The organism is Bordetella genomosp. 7, assembly GCF_002261265.1.
GTDB lineage: Bacteria > Pseudomonadota > Gammaproteobacteria > Burkholderiales > Burkholderiaceae_B > Bordetella_A.
On the sequence record NZ_NEVK01000001.1, the window covers coordinates 351131 to 370230 of the forward strand.

The following is a 19100-nucleotide window of genomic DNA, read 5'->3' on the forward strand; positions in this document are numbered from 1 at the left end:
TATGATCCGGTCCATGAACCGTCGCTTCTTCCTGTACGCTGGCGCAGCGGCAGCCGTGGCCGTTGCTGGCGGCTATGCCTGGCGCGATCGCCGCGAACCCGAACCTCCGCAACCTGCTTCGGCCTCGCCGGCTCCGGCGCCGGCCGCAGACCCGGCAGCCGTGCTGCGCAACCTGTCCCTGCCCGATCTCGATGGGCGCGAGCGCGCCTTGGCCGACTGGCAGGGCCGCCGCCCCATGGTGGTCAATTTCTGGGCAACCTGGTGCGCGCCCTGCGTAAAAGAAATGCCCGAACTGCAGGCGCTGCACGAAAAGTATCCCGACATTCAATTCGTGGGCATCGGCGTCGATCAAGCCGAGAAAATGCGCGAATTCATCCAGAAAGTGCCGGTTACCTACCCCTTGCTGGTGATGGGGGCAGGTGCCATCGATACCCTGCGCAGCATGGGAAACCCGGCTGGCGGCCTGCCTTTTACACTGGTGTTGGCTGCTGATGGCAGCATTAACCGAACAATTCTGGGGCAGATCCAGGCAGACGATCTGGATCGCACGTTGCAGGGCCTGGCAGGCTAAAATCCGGCTCCGCGCCTGGTTGCGCCAGCATGGTTGCAGTATGACTTAGTTGGACAAATGCTGTGAATAGGCGTAAAAAGGCGGTTTATCGATAGTTTTGCCGACACGTTGCGGTTGGCCTTCGGCGCATCCCACATGGCGCAACATATCCTGGTTTTGCACGGCCCCAACCTGAACCTGCTGGGTTCGCGCGAACCCCATCTCTACGGCAGCCTGACGCTGGCGCAGATCAACCAGGGCCTGGAAGCGCTGGCGGCGCAGCTTGGCGTCGGGCTCACCGCCTGGCAAAGCAACCACGAAGGTGCGTTGGTCGAGCGCATCCAGGCGGCGCGCCAGGATGGCACCGACTTCATCGTCATCAACGCGGCAGCCTACACGCACACCAGCGTGGCAGTGCGCGACGCCTTGGCGGCGGTCGCCATTCCTTTTGTTGAAGTACATTTGTCGAACCTGTATAAACGCGAACCGTTCCGGCAGCACTCGTACCTGTCCGACCTGGCCGTGGGCCTGGTCTGCGGGCTGGGCGCCGATGGCTACGAGGCCGCTGTCCGCTATGCGGCGCGGCATTAGCGCGGCGCTCCAGTCTCCGGACTTATACCTTTACATCCTCTATTCGATACGGCGCGGCCTACACGCAGACGCGTCGCCAACATTAATCGGGAAGCAGCTTCTATGGACCTCCGAAAACTCAAGACCTTGATCGACCTGGTGGCGGAATCGGGCATTGCCGAGCTTGAAATCACCGAAGGCGAAGGCAAGGTCCGCATCGTCAAGTTCTCGCAGACCCTGCAGCCTGTGGCGTACCACGTGCCCGAAACGCCCGCCGCCGCGCCCGCGCCGGCCGCCGCCGCAGCGCCTGCTGCCGCGCCCGAAGCGCCTGCCGTGCCCCAGGGTCACGTCGTCAAGGCGCCCATGGTCGGCACCTTCTACCGCGCACCCAATCCTGGCGCCGCGCCCTTCGTCGATGTCGGCCAGTCCGTCAAAGAAGGCGACCCCCTGTGCATCATCGAAGCCATGAAGCTGCTCAATGAAATCGAAGCCGACAAGTCCGGCGTCATCAAAGAGATCCTGGTCGAAAACGGCGAACCCGTCGAATACGGCCAACCGCTATTCGTCATTGGCTGATTGCACCTATGTTTGAAAAGATCCTGATCGCCAATCGCGGCGAGATCGCGCTGCGTATCCAACGCGCCTGCCGCGAACTCGGCATCAAGACGGTGGTCGTGCATTCCGAGGCCGACCGCAATGCCAAGTACGTGCGCCTTGCCGATGAATCCGTGTGCATCGGGCCGGCGCCGTCGCGCGAAAGCTACCTGAACATGCCGGCCATTATTTCGGCCGCCGAAGTCACCGATTCCGAGGCCATCCACCCCGGCTACGGCTTTCTTTCCGAAAACGCCGATTTCGCCGAGCGCGTCGAGAAAAGCGGGTTTGTGTTCATTGGCCCCCGGCCCGACACCATCCGCCTGATGGGCGACAAGGTCAGCGCCAAGCGCGCCATGATCGAGGCCGGCGTGCCGGTGGTGCCCGGTTCGGAAGGCGCGCTGCCCGATGACCCGCAGGAAATCCTGCGGATGGCCCGCGAAACGGGCTACCCGGTCATCATCAAGGCCGCCGGGGGCGGTGGCGGTCGCGGCATGCGCGTGGTCTATACCGAGGCCGCGCTGCTCAATGCCGTCACCATGACGCGTTCCGAGGCCGGTGCGGCGTTCAACAACCCGGAAGTCTACATGGAGAAGTTCCTCGAGAACCCGCGCCATGTGGAAATCCAGGTGCTGGCCGATGGCGGCCGCAATGCCGTGTGGCTGGGCGAGCGCGATTGCTCCATGCAGCGCCGCCACCAGAAGGTCATCGAAGAGGCTCCGGCGCCGGGCATTCCCCGCCGCCTGATCGAGCGCATCGGCGACCGTTGCGCCGATGCCTGCCGCAAGATGGGCTATCGCGGCGCGGGCACGTTCGAGTTCCTGTACGAAAACGGCGAGTTCTACTTCATTGAAATGAACACCCGTATCCAGGTCGAGCACCCCGTCACCGAACTCGTTACCGGCGTAGACCTGGTCCAGCAGCAGATCCGCATCGCCTCGGGCGAAAAGTTCCTGCTGCGCCAGCGCGACATCAGCTTCAAGGGCCATGCGATCGAATGCCGCATCAACGCTGAAGATCCGTTCCGCTTCGTGCCCAGCCCTGGCCGCATCACCAATTGGCATACGCCTGGCGGCCCCGGCGTGCGCATCGATTCGCATGCCTTCAACGGCTATTTCGTGCCGCCCAACTACGACTCGATGATTGCCAAGGTCATTACGTACGGCGATACCCGCGACCAGGCTCTGGCCCGCATGCGTATCGCCCTGTCCGAAATGGTGGTAGAAGGAATTTCCACCAACATTCCGCTGCATCGCGAACTGTTGCAGGACGCCCGCTTCATCGAGGGCGGCACCAGCATCCACTATCTCGAGCACAAGCTGGCCCAGCGCCCTTGATGCTCTGGCGGGCCGCACGGGCGGCCCGCCATACCGGAAGAATCGTATGCGTGAACTTGTGCTTCATTGCCCAGAGGCGCAGGCCGAAGCGCTATCCGATGCGCTGCTCGAGGCTGGCGTCCTGTCGGTATCGGTCGAAGACGCCGATCTCGGCACCGAGGCCGAACGCCCGCTGTTCGGCGAGCCCGGCACCGAGCCCGATGTGCAGGCCTGGGAACACAACCGTGTCGTGGCCCTGTTGCCCGATGGCGTCGATCCGGCCCAGATCTACGAGCAGGCCATGGCAGGCGCCGGCATCGATCCCATCATGGCCGGCGGCTGGGCCGTGCGCGACGTGCCCGACGCCGATTGGGTGCGCCTGACGCAGTCGCAGTTCGGCCCCATCCAGATATCTCCGCGCCTGTGGATCGTGCCCAGCTGGCACCGCGACGACCCGGCCGTGCCCGCGGTCACCGGCCTGGACGACAACGCCATCCACATCGAGCTCGATCCCGGCCTGGCCTTCGGCACGGGCAGCCATCCCACCACCCACCTGTGCCTGGCCTGGCTCGAATCCGAGCTGCCCGCAGGCGCCACCGTGCTGGACTACGGCTGCGGCTCCGGCATCCTGGCCATCGCGGCTCGCAAGCTGGGCGCGGGCGCCACGGCAGCCGTCGACATCGACCCGCAGGCGGTGCAGGCCACGGCCGACAATGCGCGCGTCAACCGCGTCGAACTGCAAGCGCTGTTGCCCGATGCGCTGGCCGATGGCGCCTACCAGGTCGTGGTGGCCAATATCCTGTCCAACCCCCTGAAGGTGCTCGCGCCCATGCTGGCCGGACGCGTCGCGCCGGGCGGGCACCTGGTGCTGTCGGGCGTGCTCGAGCGTCAGGCCGAAGAAGTCGCCACTGCTTACGCGCCGTGGCTCACCCTGTCGGTATGGCAGGCACGGGAAGGCTGGGTCTGCCTGCACGGCCGCAGAACCTGAATGCCGGGTAGAGTAGCGCCATGGCCCTGACGACTCGCTGCCCGCACTGCGGCACCGCTTTCAAAGTCGTGCCCGACCAGTTGCGGGTGCGCAATGGCCTGGTGCGCTGCGGCGCCTGCGACACCGTGTTCGATGGCCGGGCCTGCCTGGTGGCGCAGATTCCCCAGACGCTGTCGGCCGCCGCCGTCGCGCCGTCTGCCGTGCCGCGCGCGCCCGCGCCGCCGCCCGTGTCGGAACCGTCCTTGCCGGAACCGTCCGTGCCGGAACCGTCGGTACCGGTGCCCTTGCCGCAGCGACCGATACCGGAACCGTCGCTCCCGGAACCGTCCATACCCGAGCGGGCCATACCCGAGCCGGCCGCGTCGCGAGCCGAACCCCAATTGCGTGCGGCTCCGCCGACGCCTCCCGCAGTGCTGCGCGGCCGCACCGACATCCGCAGGCACGATCCTTATCTGGGCCGCCACAGCATGGATGACGAGGCGCCCGGTTTCGAAGAGCAACCGGAAGACTACGGCAGCGAGCCTGACGATGCCCCTGCGCACATCGCCGCGCCGGCGCCGTCCCCTGTCGCCGGCGGCGCGCCCGGGGGCTACGTTCCTGAAGCCCACGGCGATTATCCGGATCCGGACGTCGTTCCCGCCGTGCGCGGCGAGGCTCGCACCCGCTATTACGGCGTTACCGATGTCGGCCGCAGCCCTCCGGAATTTCTGGATCCCGAGCGCCAGGCGCGCCGCAGCATGGTCCGCAGCCTGTGGGGGTATGGCTGTGTGCTGGGCCTGCTGCTGCTGGCGCTGCAAGTGGTGTATGTGTACCGCACGGCGATCGCGGTTGCCATGCCGCAACTGCGCCCGTTGCTGACCAGCGTGTGCGAACCGCTGGGCTGCGAAATCGGCTACGCGCGCCGCATCGAGCGCATTTTCATCACCGCTTCGTCGCTGCAGCCGCCGCGCGGGCAGGCCGGCGCCCAGGGGCAGGACGACGGCAGCCGCCTGATATTGCGCGTATCGCTGCGTAACCGCTACGACAGGCCCCAGCATTGGCCGGCGCTGCGGCTGGACCTTACCGATCTTTCCGATACCGTGGTAGTGCGCAAGGTGCTGCTGCCCGACGATTACCTGCCGCCCGGCCAGTCCGCGGCGCCCTTCGAGCCCGGCGCCGAGCGCAATATCGAAGTGCCCATCGAAGTGAAAGGCGCGCAGGTCAACGGCTACCAACTCGACAAGTTCTTTCCCTGAAGGATGACTAGCATGACGGCTCCGGTTCTGGTTTGCGGTTCGATGGCGTTCGACACAATCGCGGTATTCGATGGCCGCTTCAAAGAACATATCCTGCCCGACCGCATCCAGTCGCTCAGCGTGTCGTTCCTGGTGCCGTCCATGCGCAAGGAATTTGGCGGCTGCGCCGGCAATATCGCCTACAACCTCAAGCTGCTGGGCGGGCAGCCGGTGCCGGTGGCCACGGTGGGCGAAGACGCGGCCGACTACCTGGCCCGCTTCACGGCCATGGGCATCGACACATCGCGCCTGCGCGTCATGCCCGACACCTTCACGGCGCAGTGCTACATCACCACCGATCTCGACGACAACCAGATCGCCGCTTTTCATCCCGGCGCCATGGAGCTTTCGGCGCAGAACGACCTGACGGGCGCCCAGGCATCCTGGGCCATTGTCGCGCCGGATGCCAAGGCCGGCATGTTCGCGCATGCACAGCGGCTGCACGCGGCGGGCATTCCGTTCATTTTCGACCTGGGCCAGGCCATGCCGTTGTTCGACGGCGCCGACCTCGATCGCATGCTGGGCCTGGCGCAGGTTCTTACCGTCAATGACTATGAAGCCGGCGTGGTCGAACAGCGCACCGGGCGTAGCATGGCGCAGATTGCATCGCAATTGCAGGCCGTGGTGGTCACGCGCGGCGCGGCGGGGGCCACGTTGCTTGCGGGCGGAACCGAAACCCAGGTGCCGCCCGTGCGGCCCACCGACATTGTCGACCCCACCGGCTGCGGCGACGCGCATCGCGCCGGGCTGCTGTATGGGCTGACCCAGGGCTGGAACTGGATCGATTGCTGCCGGCTGGCCAACCTGATGGGCGCGATCAAGATCGCCTCGCGAGGCCCGCAGAACCACGCGCCCACGCGCGCCGACATCGACGCACGGTTGCGCCAAGCGTACGGAATCGGACTGCCGGCCTAGGAACCCTTCGGCCGGACCACGGTCCAAGCCTTTTGCGCCACGCCTGCCGGCGCATCAGCTATAAGCGGGCGTAACGCCATACACGGTTATGGCCGTATTCGTTGCATGCTGTTTCGGACCGGCGCATTCCTTGCGCGCCAGAGTATTATCAGTTGCATAAAATAGGCCTACCGACCCAAGGAGTCCCCATGAGCCATCACCTGTCTTCTTCCATCATTGCGCCGCGCGCGGGCCGTTGGCTGGCCGTGGCCGCCGTCGTGACCTCGTTGGCCGTATTGGGCGGCTGCGCCAACCGCAGCGCGTCCAGTGGCGTTTATTCGTACGACCAGGCGCAGCGCGAACAAATCGTGCGCATCGGCACCGTCACGGGCGTGCGCCCCATCACCATCCAGGACGACAAATCCAGCGGCGTAGGCATGGTCGCCGGCGGTGCGCTGGGCGGGGTGGCGGGCAACGCCGTGGGCGGCGGCACAGGCCGCGCCCTGGCCACCGTGGGCGGCGCCATTCTGGGCGCGCTGGCCGGCAACGCCGTGGAAAACCGCGCGGGCCGTACCTCGGGCCTGGAAATCACCGTGCGGCTCGACAACGGCGAAACCCGTGTCGTGGCCCAGGAAGCCGACGTGCCCATCAGCGTGGGCCAACGTGTGCAGGTCATCAGCGGCGCCGGCCCCACCCGCGTGGCGCCGTACTAAGCCGCACCGCAGGTGTCAGGCGTGCGCAGGGCGCCTGGCACCTGTGTCCAACACGGCAGTGCAGCCGTACTGCACGCCTTGCAAGCCTACACTCCCAGCAAGCCGTAGGTCAGGCGCGCCAGCATCATCAACACCACTTGCGCCAGAATCAGCAATATCAGCGGCGAAAAGTCGATGGCCGCGGTGCGCGGCAACAGGCGGCGAATGGGGTCGAGCAATGGCGCCGTCAGCGTCTGCAGCAGGGCCATCAAGGGCGACATGGGGTTCACCCACGACAGCACGGCCTGCAGCAGCGTCAGCCACACAATCAGGTTCAGCGCCCACTTGATCACCATCAATAGCGACGACCCCAGCGCAGCGGGCACGAGCGCGGCGGGAATCAGCGAACCCACAGCCAGCAGCCACATCAGCGCCAGGTAGGCCAGGGCGGTCAGCCACGCGGCCACCAGGCTGGTCCAGTCGATGGAATTGCCGGCCGGAATCACCTTGCGTATGGGCAGCACCAGCCAGTTGGTTGCCTGGTAGATGCCGCGAGCCAGCGGATTGAAAGGATGCAGGCGTACCGCGTGGATCCATGCGCGCGCGATGAGGGCGGCGCCGAACAGCGTAAAAGTGATCTCGAGCAGGAAACGAAGGATGTCGCCGAGCATAGGGTGCGATCTGCAAAAATGTAATGGCGTTTATTGTCGCATGGCGCCATTGTGTTGCGTCGGCTCGGGCGCGCCGCGGCGCCGCGCACAAACAAAAGCCGCCTGGCCGGGGCCAGGCGGCTAAGGTACCGCCTAACGGTTCCGTCGATATTACGGACGGCCGCCGGTCGGGAACGGCCACGACGCGGCAGGGTTCAGCGCGGTCTTGGCGCCCGGGGCAGCAGCCGTGGAAGGCGGCGTGGCGGGCTTCTTGGGCGCAGCCTTCTTGGCAGCAGGCTTTTTCGCGGCGGGCTTTTTGGCAGCAGCCTTCTTCGCAGGAGCCTTCTTGGCAGGCGCCTTCTTGGCAGCAGCCTTCTTGGCGGGCGCCTTTTTGGCTACGGCCTTCTTGGCGGCCGCCTTTTTGGCAGGCGCCTTCTTGGCTACCGCTTTCTTGGCTACGGCCTTCTTGGCAACGGCTTTTTTAGCTACCGCTTTCTTGGCCGGGGCTTTCTTGACAGCCTTCTTGGCGGCAACTTTCTTGACCGCCTTCTTGGCAACCGTCTTCTTCACTGCTTTCTTGGCAGCGGTTTTCTTGACGGCTTTCTTGGCGGCGGTTTTCTTCACTGCCGGCTTCTTGGCCGCGGTCTTTTTCACGGCGGGTTTCTTGGCCGCTACTTTTTTGACTGCGACTTTCTTGGCAGCGACTTTCTTCACGGCCTTCTTGGCCGGGGCTTTCTTGGCCGCGGTTTTCTTCGCGGCGGGTTTCTTCACCGCCTTCTTGGCGGCTTTCTTGGCTGTTGCCATGGTCATGCTCCTTAGGTTCAGGGGTCCCAGAACTTAAACCCGTGCCACGATCCGTCGAACGACGGGCCGCGCCCGGGCCATTCATCGGCGCATGCCGCTGCCCCATACGGGCGGCAGCTACTGCGGTGTGCGCTAATGAATTCGGCACAGCCATTTGATATGGCCCCCACGCTCTGCGCGAGCCATCTCAAATGGCGCCGGTAGGCGCCCCACATGGGGCGCCTACCGCTTGGTACTGCGTATTCGAATACCCAGGCCGACGGAGCCGGCATCGCATCGCCGCGCCAGCCAGGCGCGCGGCGACGGATGCGTTTTATTCCCAGCTCAGCGTGCCGCCGGTCTGGTATTCGATCACGCGTGTTTCGAAAAAGTTGCGTTCCTTCTTAAGATCGATCATTTCCGCCATCCAGGGGAAGGGGTTTTCTTCCTGCGGGAACAGCGGTTCTATCCCAATTTGCTGGCAACGACGATTGGCGATGAAGCGCAGGTACGACTTGAACATGGGAGCGTTCAAGCCCAGCACGCCGCGCGGCATCGTGTCTTCGGCATATGCGTATTCGAGTTCTACCGCCTTCTGGAACAGGCCGCGGATTTCCTCGCGGAACTCCGGCGTCCACAGATGGGGGTTTTCCAGCTTGATAGTGTTGATCAGGTCGATGCCGAAATTGCAATGCATGGATTCATCGCGCAGGATGTACATGTATTGCTCGGCTGCGCCGGTCATCTTGTTCTGGCGGCCCAGCGCCAGGATCTGCGTGAACCCAACGTAGAAGAACAGGCCTTCCATCAGGCATGCGAAAACGATCAGGGACTTCAGCAGTGTCTGGTCGGCTTCGGGCGTGCCCGTATTGAAGTTGGGGTCGGCGATGGCGTCGATGAACGGGATCAGGAATTCGTCTTTCGCGCGGATCGACGGGATTTCGTTATAAGCGTTGAAGATCTCGGCTTCGTCCAGGTCGAGGCTTTCAACGATGTACTGGTATGCGTGCGTGTGGATCGCTTCTTCGAACGCCTGGCGCAGCAGGAACTGGCGGCATTCGGGCGCCGTGATGTGGCGATAGGTGCCCAGCACGATGTTGTTGGCCGCCAGCGAGTCGGCCGTCACGAAGAAGCCCAGGTTGCGCTTGACGATGCGGCGTTCGTCTTCTGTGAGCCCGTTGGGGTTCTTCCAGAGGGCGATGTCGCGGGACATGTTGATTTCCTGCGGCATCCAGTGGTTGGCGCAGGTGGCCAGGTACTTTTCCCAAGCCCATTTGTACTTGAACGGCACCAGCTGGTTGACGTCGGTCTTGCCGTTGATGATGCGCTTGTCGGCAACCTTGACGCGATGCGCGGCGGCATCGCTGGTAGCCAGGTTGCCGGCATGCTGCGGCGCGGCCGGGGTAGGCAGCGCGGCATCGCCGAACACGCCGGTGGCGGCGCGAGTGGGTTGCGCAGCCGCCGGCTGCCCGCCCGCCGCGGGGGCGGGCGCCTGTGCCGGTTGTACTGCGAGCTTGTCGTCTTCCCAATTAAGCATGAATGAATTCTCCGGAGGCGGTGGTGATTACTGGCAGGCTTCGCACTCTTCGAAGCCGGGGTCGCCCGGCCTCATGGTGCAAACCGCCCCGAGAACTTCGGGTTCCGGCAAGGCAGGGGCCGCACCGGCGGCCACCGAAGCGGCGCCCGTGGCGCTGACGGCGTTCAGCTCGCCGCCGCGGCCCGTGGATTTTTCGGCGCTCGTGGCGCCCAGCGTGCGCAGGTAGTAGGTGGTCTTCAGGCCACGCTGCCACGCCAGCTTGTATGTGTCGTCGAGTTTCTTGCCCGATGCGCCCGCCATGTAGATGTTGAGCGACTGGGCCTGATCGATCCACTTTTGCCGGCGCGATGCGCACTCGACCAGCCAGCGCGGTTCGACTTCGAATGCGGTGGCGTAGAGTTCGCGAAGTTCGGAAGGTACGCGATCGATACGGGACAGGCTGCCGTCGAAGTACTTGAGGTCGGCGACCATGACTTCGTCCCAGAGACCGAGTTTCTTCAGGTCACGAACAAGGTATTCGTTTACGACCGTGAACTCGCCGGAGAGATTCGATTTGACGTACAAGTTCTGGAAAGTGGGTTCGATGCACGCAGATACGCCAATGATATTTGAAATTGTCGCAGTTGGGGCAATTGCAATGCAGTTCGAGTTGCGCATGCCATGTTCTTTGATGCGCGCACGCAACGCATCCCAATCGAGCGTGCTCGACTCATCGACATCGACATTGCCGCCGCGTTCTTCGCGCAGCATCGCCAGCGTGTCTTGCGGCAAGATGCCGCGCGACCACAGCGAGCCTTCGTACGAAGGATAGCGGCCGCGTTCCTGCGCCAGTTCGCTCGATGCCCAATATGCTTGGTAGCACACGGCTTCCATCGAGCGATCGGCGAATTCGACAGCGGCTTGCGACGCATACGGCACGCGCATCATCTGCAGGCAGTCCTGGAAGCCCATGATGCCCATGCCCACCGGGCGATGGCGTTCGTTGGAATCTTTGGCCTTCTTGACGGCGTAGTAGTTGATGTCGATCACGTTGTCGAGCATGCGCATCGCAATGCGCACCGTGCGCTTGAGCTTGTCGTGGTCGAGTTCGAACCCGCCGCCGGCAGCCGGCTTCATGTGCGCAACCAGGTTCACGGAACCCAGATTGCAAACAGCAATTTCAGATTCGTTGGTGTTCAGCGTGATCTCGGTGCACAGGTTCGAGCTGTGCACCACGCCGACGTGCTGTTGCGGCGAACGGATGTTGCACGGATCCTTGAACGTGATCCACGGGTGGCCGGTTTCGAACAGCATCGACAGCATCTTGCGCCACAGCGAGACGGCCGGCATTTTCTTGTACAGCGTCAATTCGCCACGGGCGACCTTGGCTTCGTAGCTCAGGTAGGCTTCTTCGAATGCCTTGCCGTATTTGTCGTGCAGGTCGGGGCAGTCGGACGGCGAGAACAGCGTCCATTCGCCGTTTTCCATGACGCGCTTCATGAACAGGTCGGGAATCCAGTTGGCCGTGTTCATGTCGTGCGTGCGGCGGCGTTCGTCGCCGGTGTTCTTGCGCAGCTCGAGGAATTCTTCGATATCCAGGTGCCACGTTTCCAGGTACGTGCACACCGCGCCCTTGCGCTTGCCGCCCTGGTTCACCGCCACCGCGGTGTCGTTGACGACCTTCAGGAACGGCACGACGCCCTGGCTTTCGCCGTTGGTGCCCTTGATGTGGCTGCGCAGCGCGCGCACCGGCGTCCAGTCGTTGCCCAGGCCGCCAGCGTACTTGGCCAGCAGCGCGTTTTCCTTGATGGCGTCGTAGATGCCTTCCAGGTCGTCGGACACCGTGGTCAGGTAGCACGACGACAGCTGCGAGTGCAGCGTGCCCGAGTTGAACAGGGTGGGCGTCGAGCTCATGAAGTCGAACGACGAGAGAATCTCGTAGAACTCGATGGCGCGGGCTTCGCGGTCGGGCTCGCGCAGCGCCAGGCCCATGGCCACGCGCATGAAGAACACCTGCGGCAGTTCGATGCGGGTGCCGCGGATGTGCAGGAAATAGCGGTCGTACAGCGTCTGCAGGCCCAGGTAGCCGAATTGCAGGTCACGCTGCGCGTCCAGTGCGGCGGCCACGCGGGCCAGGTCGAATTCGGCCAGCTTGGCGTCCAGCAGGCCGCCTTCGATGCCGCGTTGGATAAAGGTGGGAAAGTAATCGGCGTAGCGGGTCGCCATGGCGGCCTGCGAAACTTCTTCGCCCAGTACTTCCTTGCGGATCGTGTGCAGCAGCAGCCGGGCCGTGACCTGGCTGTAGGCCGGGTCTTTTTCGACCAGCGCGCGCGCCGACAGAATGGCGGACTTGAAGACTTCGTCGACGGGGATGCCGTCGTACAGGTTCTTGACCGTTTCTTTCAGGATGGCTTCGGTGTCGATGAACTCGGTCAGGCCTTCGCCGGCGGCCTCGATCGTGGCGCGCAAGGCGGCCATGTCGAGCGGGCGCTGCACGCCGTTGTCGACGACGTTCAGGTGGCTTTCCTGGGCGGCGGCGGGCGCGGTCTGCTCGAGCACTTCGGCGGCGGCGGCGCGTTCCTGGGCGCGTTTTTCGCGGTACAGCACGTAGGCGCGCGCCACGTCGTGTTCGCCAGAGCGCATCAGGGCCAGTTCGACCTGGTCCTGGATGTCTTCAATATGGAAGGTGCCGCCGGCGGGGCGGTTGCGGACCAGCGCGTTGACCACTTGAGTGGTCAGGTTGCTGACGAGTTCGCGCACGCGCGCCGACGCGGCGCCCTGGCCGCCGTTGACGGCCAGGAAGGCCTTGGTCATGGCGATGGCGATCTTGCTGGGCTCGAAGCCCACCACGGAGCCATTGCGCCGGATGACGTTGTAGCTGGCCCATTGACCCGCGTTGGGATCGGCGGGGGCGTCGGTTTGAGACGGCGGCACGGCGGCGGGCCGGGTCACAGAGGCGATCGAAGTCTGCATGGAAGCTCCTGTGGGACTAGCGTAGATAAGCGGCATGGGCTGGGCCCATGCCGGCGCTGATGTATCGGGAAAAGGGGTCTATATTGCCGGGGAAATGCCCTCGGCTGCGCCAGGCGGAAGTGAATCCGGCTGTTCTGGCGACCACTACATATAGTGTAACACCCCCTCTGGTCATACAAATTCTAGTGATGCGGACCGCGGGGGACAAGGCGCAGGAGACGTTAGTTCGATGTTTTAATTGTGATCAAATGTAATAGCGGCGTCAGTGTGGCGCGCACGGCGTAGTGCTTGCTATCAGCGTCGGTTTTACGCGGTTCTGCGCAGGGAAACCGGCGGAGAAGCCGGCGGCACGTAGTTCTGCAATGCCCGTCGCAACCCGTCGCGGTACTTTGCGATGTTAGCCGCCTTTACGTGTCCGAAGCCCCGCACCATATCGGGCATGGCGGCGATGCCGGCGGCCTGCCCGATGTTGGCGGGGCTCAGGTGGGCCAGCAGCACTTGTACCGTGTCGCGGTATTCGTCGATCAGTTCGCGTTCCAGGCGTCGTTCGGCGTTGTAGCCGAACGGGTCCAGCCAGGTGCCGCGCAAGCCTTTCATGCGCGCCAGTACCCGCATGGCGGGCATCAGGCCGGGGCCGAAGGCCACTTTGCGCGCCACGCCGGTATGGGGGTCTTTGCGCGCCAGCAAGGGCGGCGCCATGTGAAAGCGCAGCGTATAGCCGCCTTCGAACTGCGCGCGCAGCTGCTGCTGGAACGCCCCATCTGTATATAGGCGCGCGACTTCGTATTCGTCTTTATAGGCCATCAGCTTGAACAGATTGCGCGCGACGGCCATGGCCAGGCGCGGCGTGCGGGCCGTGGGAGCGAGCTCGCGCTCGCGCCGGGCGACCTGCTCGACCAGTTCGCGATACTGGCGCGCATAGCCGGCATTCTGGTAGGCCGTCAGGTCGCGCACGCGGCGCTGCACCGCGCTTTCGAACGATTCGGGCACATGCAGCTGCACTACTTGCGCGGCCGGCCTGAGCGCGCTTTCCAGCGCCTGAGGCTGGTGAGCCGCCAGGCGCCCGGCTTCGAAAGCATCCTGGTTGGCCTTGACGGCCACGCCGTTCAGTTCGATGGCGCGGGCCAGCGCGGCGTGCGACAGCGGCACGCCGCCGCGCTGCCACGCGTAACCCAGCATGAACATGTTCGACAGGATGCTGTCGCCGAACAAAGCCTGCGCGGCGTGATGCGCATCCAGCGCGGCCGTCGCGGATTCCCCGGCCGCATGGCGGATCTTGGCCAACAGCGCCTCCGGGCGCAGGGCCGAGTCGGGGTCGCGCGTGAATTCGGACACGGGCGCCACGTAGGTGTTGACGGTAACCTGCGTATGGCCGCGCCGCAGCGCGCCCAGCGAATCGGGCGACACGGCGGCCACGGGGTCGCACAGAATGGCCGCATCCGCCTGCTGCCAATCCAGCCGCACCGGGCCATTGGCTGCGTGCTGCGGGGCCAGGCGGATGTGGCTGATGACGGTGCCGCCTTTCTGGGCCAGGCCGGTCAGGTCCAGCACCGACGCGGACAGACCCTGCAGGTGCGCAGCCATCGAGATGATCGCGCCGATCGTAATGACGCCGGTTCCGCCCATGCCCGCCACCAGAATGCGGTACGGCTGCTCGGGAGTATGCACGGACGGCGTGGGCAGGTCGGCCAGGCGGTCGCGCCATGCCGGCGCCTGTGGCTCCGACGCGGCCTGCTTGCGCAGCGTACCGCCCAGCACCGACACGAAACTGGGGCAGAAGCCTTCTGCGCAGGAAAAATCTTTATTGCAACTGGACTGGTCGATGGCGCGCTTGCGGCCGTACGGCGTTTCCAGCGGCACGATAGACAGGCAGTTCGATTGCACCCCGCAGTCTCCGCAACCTTCGCAGACGGCGCTGTTGATCAGCAGCCGGCGCGGCGGATCGGGAAACTGCTGTTTCTTGCGTCGCCGCCGTTTTTCGGCCGCACAGGTCTGGTCGTGAATGAGCACGGTGACGCCGCGCGTGTCCCGCAGTTCGCGCTGTATGCGGTCAAGCTCGCGGCGATGGTGCACATCCACGCCGTCGGGCAATTTCACGCCGCGGTACTTTTCGGGCTCGTCGGTGGTGATCACGATGCGCGCCACGTTTTCGCCCTGCAATTGCTGGCAGATCTGCGGCACCGATATCGGTCCGTCCACCGGCTGGCCGCCTGTCATCGCGACGGCATCGTTGAACAGGATCTTGTAGGTGATATTGGCGCGCGCCGCCACGGCCTGGCGGATCGCCAGGTAGCCCGAGTGGTAATACGTGCCTTCGCCCATGTTCTGGAACACGTGCGGCATTTCTATATAGCGCGACGCGCCCACCCAGTCGACGCCTTCGCCGCCCATCTGTGTCAGGCCGCCGGTGTCGCGGTCCATCCACGCGGCCATATAGTGGCAGCCTACGCCGGCCAAGGCCTGGCTGCCCTGCGGCACTTTGGTCGAACTGTTGTGCGGGCAGCCCGAACAGAAATACGGTCGCCGCCGCATGCCGTCTGCGTCGTTGGAAAGCGGGGCGGGGCAGCTGAGCAGGGCGGGATCGGCGGCCGCGCGTATGCCGGCGCTGCGTCCCAGCCACGCCGCCAAAGGCGCGGCCAGCAGGGATGCGCGCAGCTGGCCCGCCGACGGCACCAGCGGCTCGCCATCCAGCCCGGCCTTGCCCACCACGGTGGGCCGCTCGGGCAAGTTGTAGAGCAGGTCTTTGATCTGGCTTTCTACTACCGCGCCTTTTTCTTCGATGACCATGACGTGCGCCAGCCCGCGGGCGAAGTCCAGCACGCGTTCGGCATCCAGCGGCCAGGTCAGGCCCGGTTTGTAGATGCGCACAGGCGTATCCGCGCCATGCGGGTCGATGCCCAGCCGGGCCAGCGCCTCGATGGTGTCGAGATAGGCTTTGCCCACCGCTACCAGCCCCACCCGGGCGCGCGGCGCGGGACAGGCCAGCCGGTCGATGCTGTGGCGGCGCGCGAAGGCGCGCACGGCGCGCAGCCGCGCCTGCATGCGCAACTCGACCGCCGGCGACAGGAAGTCGCGCGCGGTGTATTCCAGCGCTTCTGGCGGCAGGCCGGGGTCGGCCGGCATGTCGTAATGCACGGCGGGCGCCGGAAGGCAGCTCTGGCCGCTTTCTACCGTTTCCGAAATGGCCTTGAAGGCCACCCACGCGCCGCTGTAACGCGACAGGGCCCAGCCCCACAGCGCGTACGCTTCATATTCGTCAATAGAGGCCGGATGCACGATGGGCATCTGCCAGCCGATCAGAGACGCTTCGCTCGAATGGGGAATCGACGACGACACCGCCGTGTGATCGTCGCCCACCACGACCAGGACGCCGCCATGCCGCGATGCGCCGGCCGCATGTCCATGGTGCAGGGCATCGCCGGCGCGATCCACGCCCGGGCCCTTGCCGTACCACAGTGCGAACACTCCATCCACTTTGCGGTCGGTGCGCACGCCGGCCTGCTGCGTGCCCATCACGGCGGTAGCGGCCAGGTCCTCGTTGATGCCCGGCACAAAGGTGACCTGGTGCGCGTCGAGCACCTTGTGCGCCTTCCACATGGCCATGTCCACGCCGCCCAGCGGCGAGCCCCGGTAGCCGGACACGAACCCCGCCGTATTCAGGCCGCGCTCGCGATCCAGCCGCCGCTGGGTCACCAGCATGCGCACCAGTGCCTGCGTGCCGGTCAGGAAGATGCGGCCGCGGGTGCGTGTCAGGTTGTCCTGCAGCTGGTAGTCCAGGTCCAGGCATGGCTCGTGTGCGGGCGTGCCGTCCATGATGGGCGCTCCTATTCTCAGAGTTCATGATAGGTGCGTGGCACTGCGCAAACATTGCGTTATCGGATCGTGTAATCCCTATAATTTGAAATAAACATTTCGTTCAGGAGGGAGTGGGCATGGACAAGACCGATATAGGCATATTGCGCGCGCTGCAGGCCGACGGCCGGGCCTCGGCGCAACAGCTGTCGGAGCAGGTGGGCCTGTCGGCCGCCCCGGTGTGGCGGCGGGTCAAGGCGCTGGAAGCCGCCGGAGTCATTACCGGATACAGCGCGCAGGTCGACCGCGGCAAGGTCGGGCTGCAGGGCTGCATGTTTGCGCAGATCAGCCTGGAACGGCATTCGGCCAGCACGGTCGAGAATTTCGAGCGTTCCGTGCGCGATGCGCCCGAGATCCTGGAATGCTATGCCGTCACGGGCGATTCCGACTTTCTGCTGAAGATCCTGGTCGAAAGCCCCGAGGCCTACGATCGGTTCCTGCATCGCTTCCTGTTCAATCTGCCGGGCATCCGCCAGACGCGCACCATTGTGGCGCTGCGCGAAATCAAGCACGAAGTGCGCCTGCCGCTGAACGCGGGATGAGCCCGGCGGCGCGGGGACGAGTGTTGCGCACGCACACCATCCCGGCGCCCCGCGATTGCATCGCGGCGGTGCGGTCATTAGAGTCCCACATGCGCGCGCCGACGTGCCGACGGCTGCTTGCCGCGGCCGGCGCGCGCGGTAATGAGGATTTCATGAACACTCAGTTGTGGTTACGCCGGATCGGCGCGGCAGGCGCCGTGCTGGTGCTGGCCGGATGCGTCGCCCGCCATGGCGCTTCATCTTCTGCTTCGTCTGCGGCTTCTGCCGCGCCTGCGGCGCCCGCGGCGCCGACCTGCACCCCAGCCGCGCCGGGCCAGAGCCTGGCAGGCGTCTGGCAGTCGAACACGCGGCCGCCCGGGGTGTCCGGGCAGTACACCGCGCTTGTGACCCTGTCGGCCGACGGAACCATGTCGTTCACCACCCAACTCAAGGTAGGCAAGCGGGTGCGTCCCGGCTTGCGCGAGACCGGCTGCTGGAAACTGGCCGACGGCGTGCTCACCCTGCACACCACGCGATCCAACGGCGAACTCGTGGATGCGGCGGACCCCATCTATCAGAACCGTTATCGCGTCGTCAAAGCCGACGGCGCGCGCCTGACGCTGCGCGAATTGAGGGAAGGCGGCCAGGTCATCACGGCTCGCCGCATGCCCGCCGGTTACCGCCTGCCCGACTGACGGGCGGCATTTCATGTCACCGGCTTCCCCGCACAGTCGCGCCTTGTTGTTGCTGACGCTGGCCGCGTTCGTCAGCGCGGCTGCGATCCGCATATGCGACCCGATGCTGCCCAGGCTGGCGGCGGACTTCGGCACTTCTACCGGCCAGGCGGCCGCCACGGTTACCGCTTTTGCCGTGGCCTATGGCGTGCTGCAGATGTTCTTCGGCCCGGTGGGCGACCGCTATGGCAAGTATCGCGTGGTGGCCGTGGCCACTTTTGCGTGCGCCATCGGAAGCGCAGGGGCCGTCTTTGCCTCGTCGCTGGACATGCTGGTGATATGCCGCGCGCTGTCGGGGGCGGCCGGAGCGGGCATCGTGCCGCTGGCGATGGCCTGGATAGGCGACAACGTGCCGTACGAGCATCGCCAGGCGACGTTGGCGCGATTTCTTACGGGCACGATCCTCGGCATGGCCGCCGGCCAGCTGCTGGGCGGCTGGTTTACCGACACGATAGGGTGGCGCTGGGCTTTCGCCGCGCTGGTATCCGGCTTTCTGGTGGTGGGCGTGCTGCTCTGCCGCGAGGCTGCGGCGCAGGCGCCGCACGTTGCCGCCGGCGCGGCGCCTCGTCAGGGCTTGCTGGCGCAGGCGCGCACGGTGCTCGGTGTGCCGTGGGCGCGAGTCGTGCTTGCCATTGTCTTTGTCGAGGCCTTGCTGGTGTTTGGCGCGCTGGCCTTTGTGCCCGCGTATCTGCATGCCCGCTTCGGGCTGCCGCTGGCCAGCGCCGGCGCGGTCGCCTCGGTATATGCGCTGGGGGGCCTGCTTTATACGGTGATTGCCGCGCCCGTATTGCGGCGCCTTGGTGAACGAGGCCTGGCGGTCGCCGGCGGCCTTTTATTGAGCGCGGCGTTCCTGGGCTACCTGCTGGGGCCGGGCTGGCCATGGGCGCTGACGGCCAGCGTGCTTGCGGGTCTGGGCTATTACTTCCTGCACGCCACGCTGCAGACCCATGCCACGCAGATGGTGCCCAGCGCACGCGGCACGGCGGTTGCCTGGTTCGCGTCGTCGCTGTTCATCGGCCAGGCCGTTGGTGTCGCTCTGGCCGGACTGGTGGTGGACACGGCGGGCGCCGCCAGCCTGTTCGGGGCTGCTGCCCTGTTGCTGCCCGTGGTGGGCGCGGGCTTCGCCTGGGCGTTGCGACGCCGCCAGTTGGCCGCGACGCCGCCGGCCGGCTAAGGCCGGCGCGCATCCGTCC

At 65.3% G+C, this 19100-nt stretch carries 16 protein-coding genes; 11 read left to right on the forward strand and 5 right to left on the reverse strand.

Annotated features, from left to right (window positions below):
* Positions 1–13 precede the first annotated feature (13 nt).
* From CAL19_RS01610 to CAL19_RS01645, 8 genes are all read left to right on the forward strand, one after another.
* Positions 14–571 carry a TlpA family protein disulfide reductase gene (locus CAL19_RS01610; protein ID WP_094795917.1) on the forward strand — a complete coding sequence of 186 codons (558 nt, stop codon included), beginning with the start codon at positions 14–16 and terminating at the stop codon, positions 569–571.
* 135 nt (positions 572–706) lie between these two features.
* Complete coding sequence (gene aroQ / locus CAL19_RS01615) at positions 707–1141, forward strand: type II 3-dehydroquinate dehydratase (protein WP_026640679.1); 435 nt, start codon at positions 707–709, stop codon at positions 1139–1141.
* Positions 1142–1243: 102 nt separating this feature from the next.
* The gene (gene accB / locus CAL19_RS01620) at positions 1244–1696 is read left to right on the forward strand and encodes an acetyl-CoA carboxylase biotin carboxyl carrier protein (RefSeq protein WP_026640680.1); all 453 of its coding nucleotides are present in this window, start codon (positions 1244–1246) and stop codon (positions 1694–1696) included.
* 8 nt (positions 1697–1704) lie between these two features.
* Positions 1705–3051: an acetyl-CoA carboxylase biotin carboxylase subunit gene (gene accC, locus CAL19_RS01625; RefSeq protein WP_026640681.1), complete on the forward strand. Its 1347-nt coding sequence runs from the start codon at positions 1705–1707 to the stop codon at positions 3049–3051.
* 46 nt (positions 3052–3097) lie between these two features.
* Complete coding sequence (prmA, locus tag CAL19_RS01630; RefSeq protein ID WP_026640682.1) at positions 3098–4018, forward strand: 50S ribosomal protein L11 methyltransferase; 921 nt, start codon at positions 3098–3100, stop codon at positions 4016–4018.
* Between the two features lie 20 nt (positions 4019–4038).
* Complete coding sequence (locus CAL19_RS01635) at positions 4039–5253, forward strand: DUF3426 domain-containing protein (protein WP_094795830.1); 1215 nt, start codon at positions 4039–4041, stop codon at positions 5251–5253.
* Between the two features lie 12 nt (positions 5254–5265).
* Positions 5266–6207, forward strand: coding sequence for a carbohydrate kinase family protein (locus CAL19_RS01640; protein WP_094795831.1), 942 nt, complete (start codon positions 5266–5268; stop codon positions 6205–6207).
* 188 nt (positions 6208–6395) lie between these two features.
* Positions 6396–6899: a glycine zipper 2TM domain-containing protein gene (locus CAL19_RS01645; protein ID WP_026640685.1), complete on the forward strand. Its 504-nt coding sequence runs from the start codon at positions 6396–6398 to the stop codon at positions 6897–6899.
* Positions 6900–6985: 86 nt separating this feature from the next.
* Here the strand turns inward: CAL19_RS01645 and CAL19_RS01650 are convergent, their stop codons facing one another.
* The 5 genes from CAL19_RS01650 to CAL19_RS01670 all read right to left on the reverse strand — a co-directional run bounded on the left by CAL19_RS01650 (position 6986) and on the right by CAL19_RS01670 (position 16613).
* Positions 6986–7549: a YggT family protein gene (locus tag CAL19_RS01650; RefSeq protein WP_026640686.1), complete on the reverse strand. Its 564-nt coding sequence runs from the start codon at positions 7547–7549 to the stop codon at positions 6986–6988.
* A gap of 150 nt (positions 7550–7699) precedes the next feature.
* A complete protein-coding gene (locus CAL19_RS01655; RefSeq protein ID WP_026640687.1) occupies positions 7700–8332 on the reverse strand; it encodes a histone H1-like DNA-binding protein in 633 nt (210 codons plus the stop codon).
* A 313-nt stretch (positions 8333–8645) separates the two neighbouring features.
* Complete coding sequence (locus CAL19_RS01660; RefSeq protein ID WP_094795832.1) at positions 8646–9848, reverse strand: ribonucleotide-diphosphate reductase subunit beta; 1203 nt, start codon at positions 9846–9848, stop codon at positions 8646–8648.
* A gap of 27 nt (positions 9849–9875) precedes the next feature.
* Positions 9876–12800, reverse strand: a complete 2925-nt coding sequence (locus tag CAL19_RS01665; protein WP_094795833.1) for a ribonucleoside-diphosphate reductase subunit alpha — start codon at positions 12798–12800, stop codon at positions 9876–9878.
* A 306-nt stretch (positions 12801–13106) separates the two neighbouring features.
* Positions 13107–16613, reverse strand: a complete 3507-nt coding sequence (locus CAL19_RS01670) for an indolepyruvate ferredoxin oxidoreductase family protein (protein ID WP_094795834.1) — start codon at positions 16611–16613, stop codon at positions 13107–13109.
* A gap of 119 nt (positions 16614–16732) precedes the next feature.
* Here CAL19_RS01670 and CAL19_RS01675 point away from each other — a divergent pair, with 119 nt between their 5' ends.
* The 3 genes from CAL19_RS01675 (at position 16733) to CAL19_RS01685 (ending at position 19081) form a co-directional block, all read left to right on the forward strand.
* Positions 16733–17194 carry an Lrp/AsnC family transcriptional regulator gene (locus tag CAL19_RS01675; RefSeq protein WP_026640691.1) on the forward strand — a complete coding sequence of 154 codons (462 nt, stop codon included), beginning with the start codon at positions 16733–16735 and terminating at the stop codon, positions 17192–17194.
* 152 nt (positions 17195–17346) lie between these two features.
* Positions 17347–17868 carry a hypothetical protein gene (locus tag CAL19_RS01680; protein WP_094795918.1) on the forward strand — a complete coding sequence of 174 codons (522 nt, stop codon included), beginning with the start codon at positions 17347–17349 and terminating at the stop codon, positions 17866–17868.
* A gap of 13 nt (positions 17869–17881) precedes the next feature.
* Positions 17882–19081, forward strand: coding sequence for an MFS transporter (locus CAL19_RS01685; RefSeq protein WP_094795835.1), 1200 nt, complete (start codon positions 17882–17884; stop codon positions 19079–19081).
* Positions 19082–19100 lie beyond the last annotated feature (19 nt).

Coding starts and splice junctions, on each gene's coding strand:
- CAL19_RS01665 (WP_094795833.1), bottom strand. CDS start 12,800: ATGCAGACTTCGATCGCCTCTGTGACCCGGCCCGCCGCCGTGCCGCCG.
- accB (WP_026640680.1), top strand. CDS start 1,244: ATGGACCTCCGAAAACTCAAGACCTTGATCGACCTGGTGGCGGAATCG.
- CAL19_RS01670 (WP_094795834.1), bottom strand. CDS start 16,613: ATGGACGGCACGCCCGCACACGAGCCATGCCTGGACCTGGACTACCAG.
- CAL19_RS01660 (WP_094795832.1), bottom strand. CDS start 9,848: ATGCTTAATTGGGAAGACGACAAGCTCGCAGTACAACCGGCACAGGCG.
- CAL19_RS01655 (WP_026640687.1), bottom strand. CDS start 8,332: ATGGCAACAGCCAAGAAAGCCGCCAAGAAGGCGGTGAAGAAACCCGCC.
- CAL19_RS01675 (WP_026640691.1), top strand. CDS start 16,733: ATGGACAAGACCGATATAGGCATATTGCGCGCGCTGCAGGCCGACGGC.
- CAL19_RS01685 (WP_094795835.1), top strand. CDS start 17,882: ATGTCACCGGCTTCCCCGCACAGTCGCGCCTTGTTGTTGCTGACGCTG.
- accC (WP_026640681.1), top strand. CDS start 1,705: ATGTTTGAAAAGATCCTGATCGCCAATCGCGGCGAGATCGCGCTGCGT.
- CAL19_RS01610 (WP_094795917.1), top strand. CDS start 14: ATGAACCGTCGCTTCTTCCTGTACGCTGGCGCAGCGGCAGCCGTGGCC.
- CAL19_RS01635 (WP_094795830.1), top strand. CDS start 4,039: ATGGCCCTGACGACTCGCTGCCCGCACTGCGGCACCGCTTTCAAAGTC.
- aroQ (WP_026640679.1), top strand. CDS start 707: ATGGCGCAACATATCCTGGTTTTGCACGGCCCCAACCTGAACCTGCTG.
- prmA (WP_026640682.1), top strand. CDS start 3,098: ATGCGTGAACTTGTGCTTCATTGCCCAGAGGCGCAGGCCGAAGCGCTA.
- CAL19_RS01650 (WP_026640686.1), bottom strand. CDS start 7,549: ATGCTCGGCGACATCCTTCGTTTCCTGCTCGAGATCACTTTTACGCTG.
- CAL19_RS01645 (WP_026640685.1), top strand. CDS start 6,396: ATGAGCCATCACCTGTCTTCTTCCATCATTGCGCCGCGCGCGGGCCGT.
- CAL19_RS01640 (WP_094795831.1), top strand. CDS start 5,266: ATGACGGCTCCGGTTCTGGTTTGCGGTTCGATGGCGTTCGACACAATC.
- CAL19_RS01680 (WP_094795918.1), top strand. CDS start 17,347: ATGAACACTCAGTTGTGGTTACGCCGGATCGGCGCGGCAGGCGCCGTG.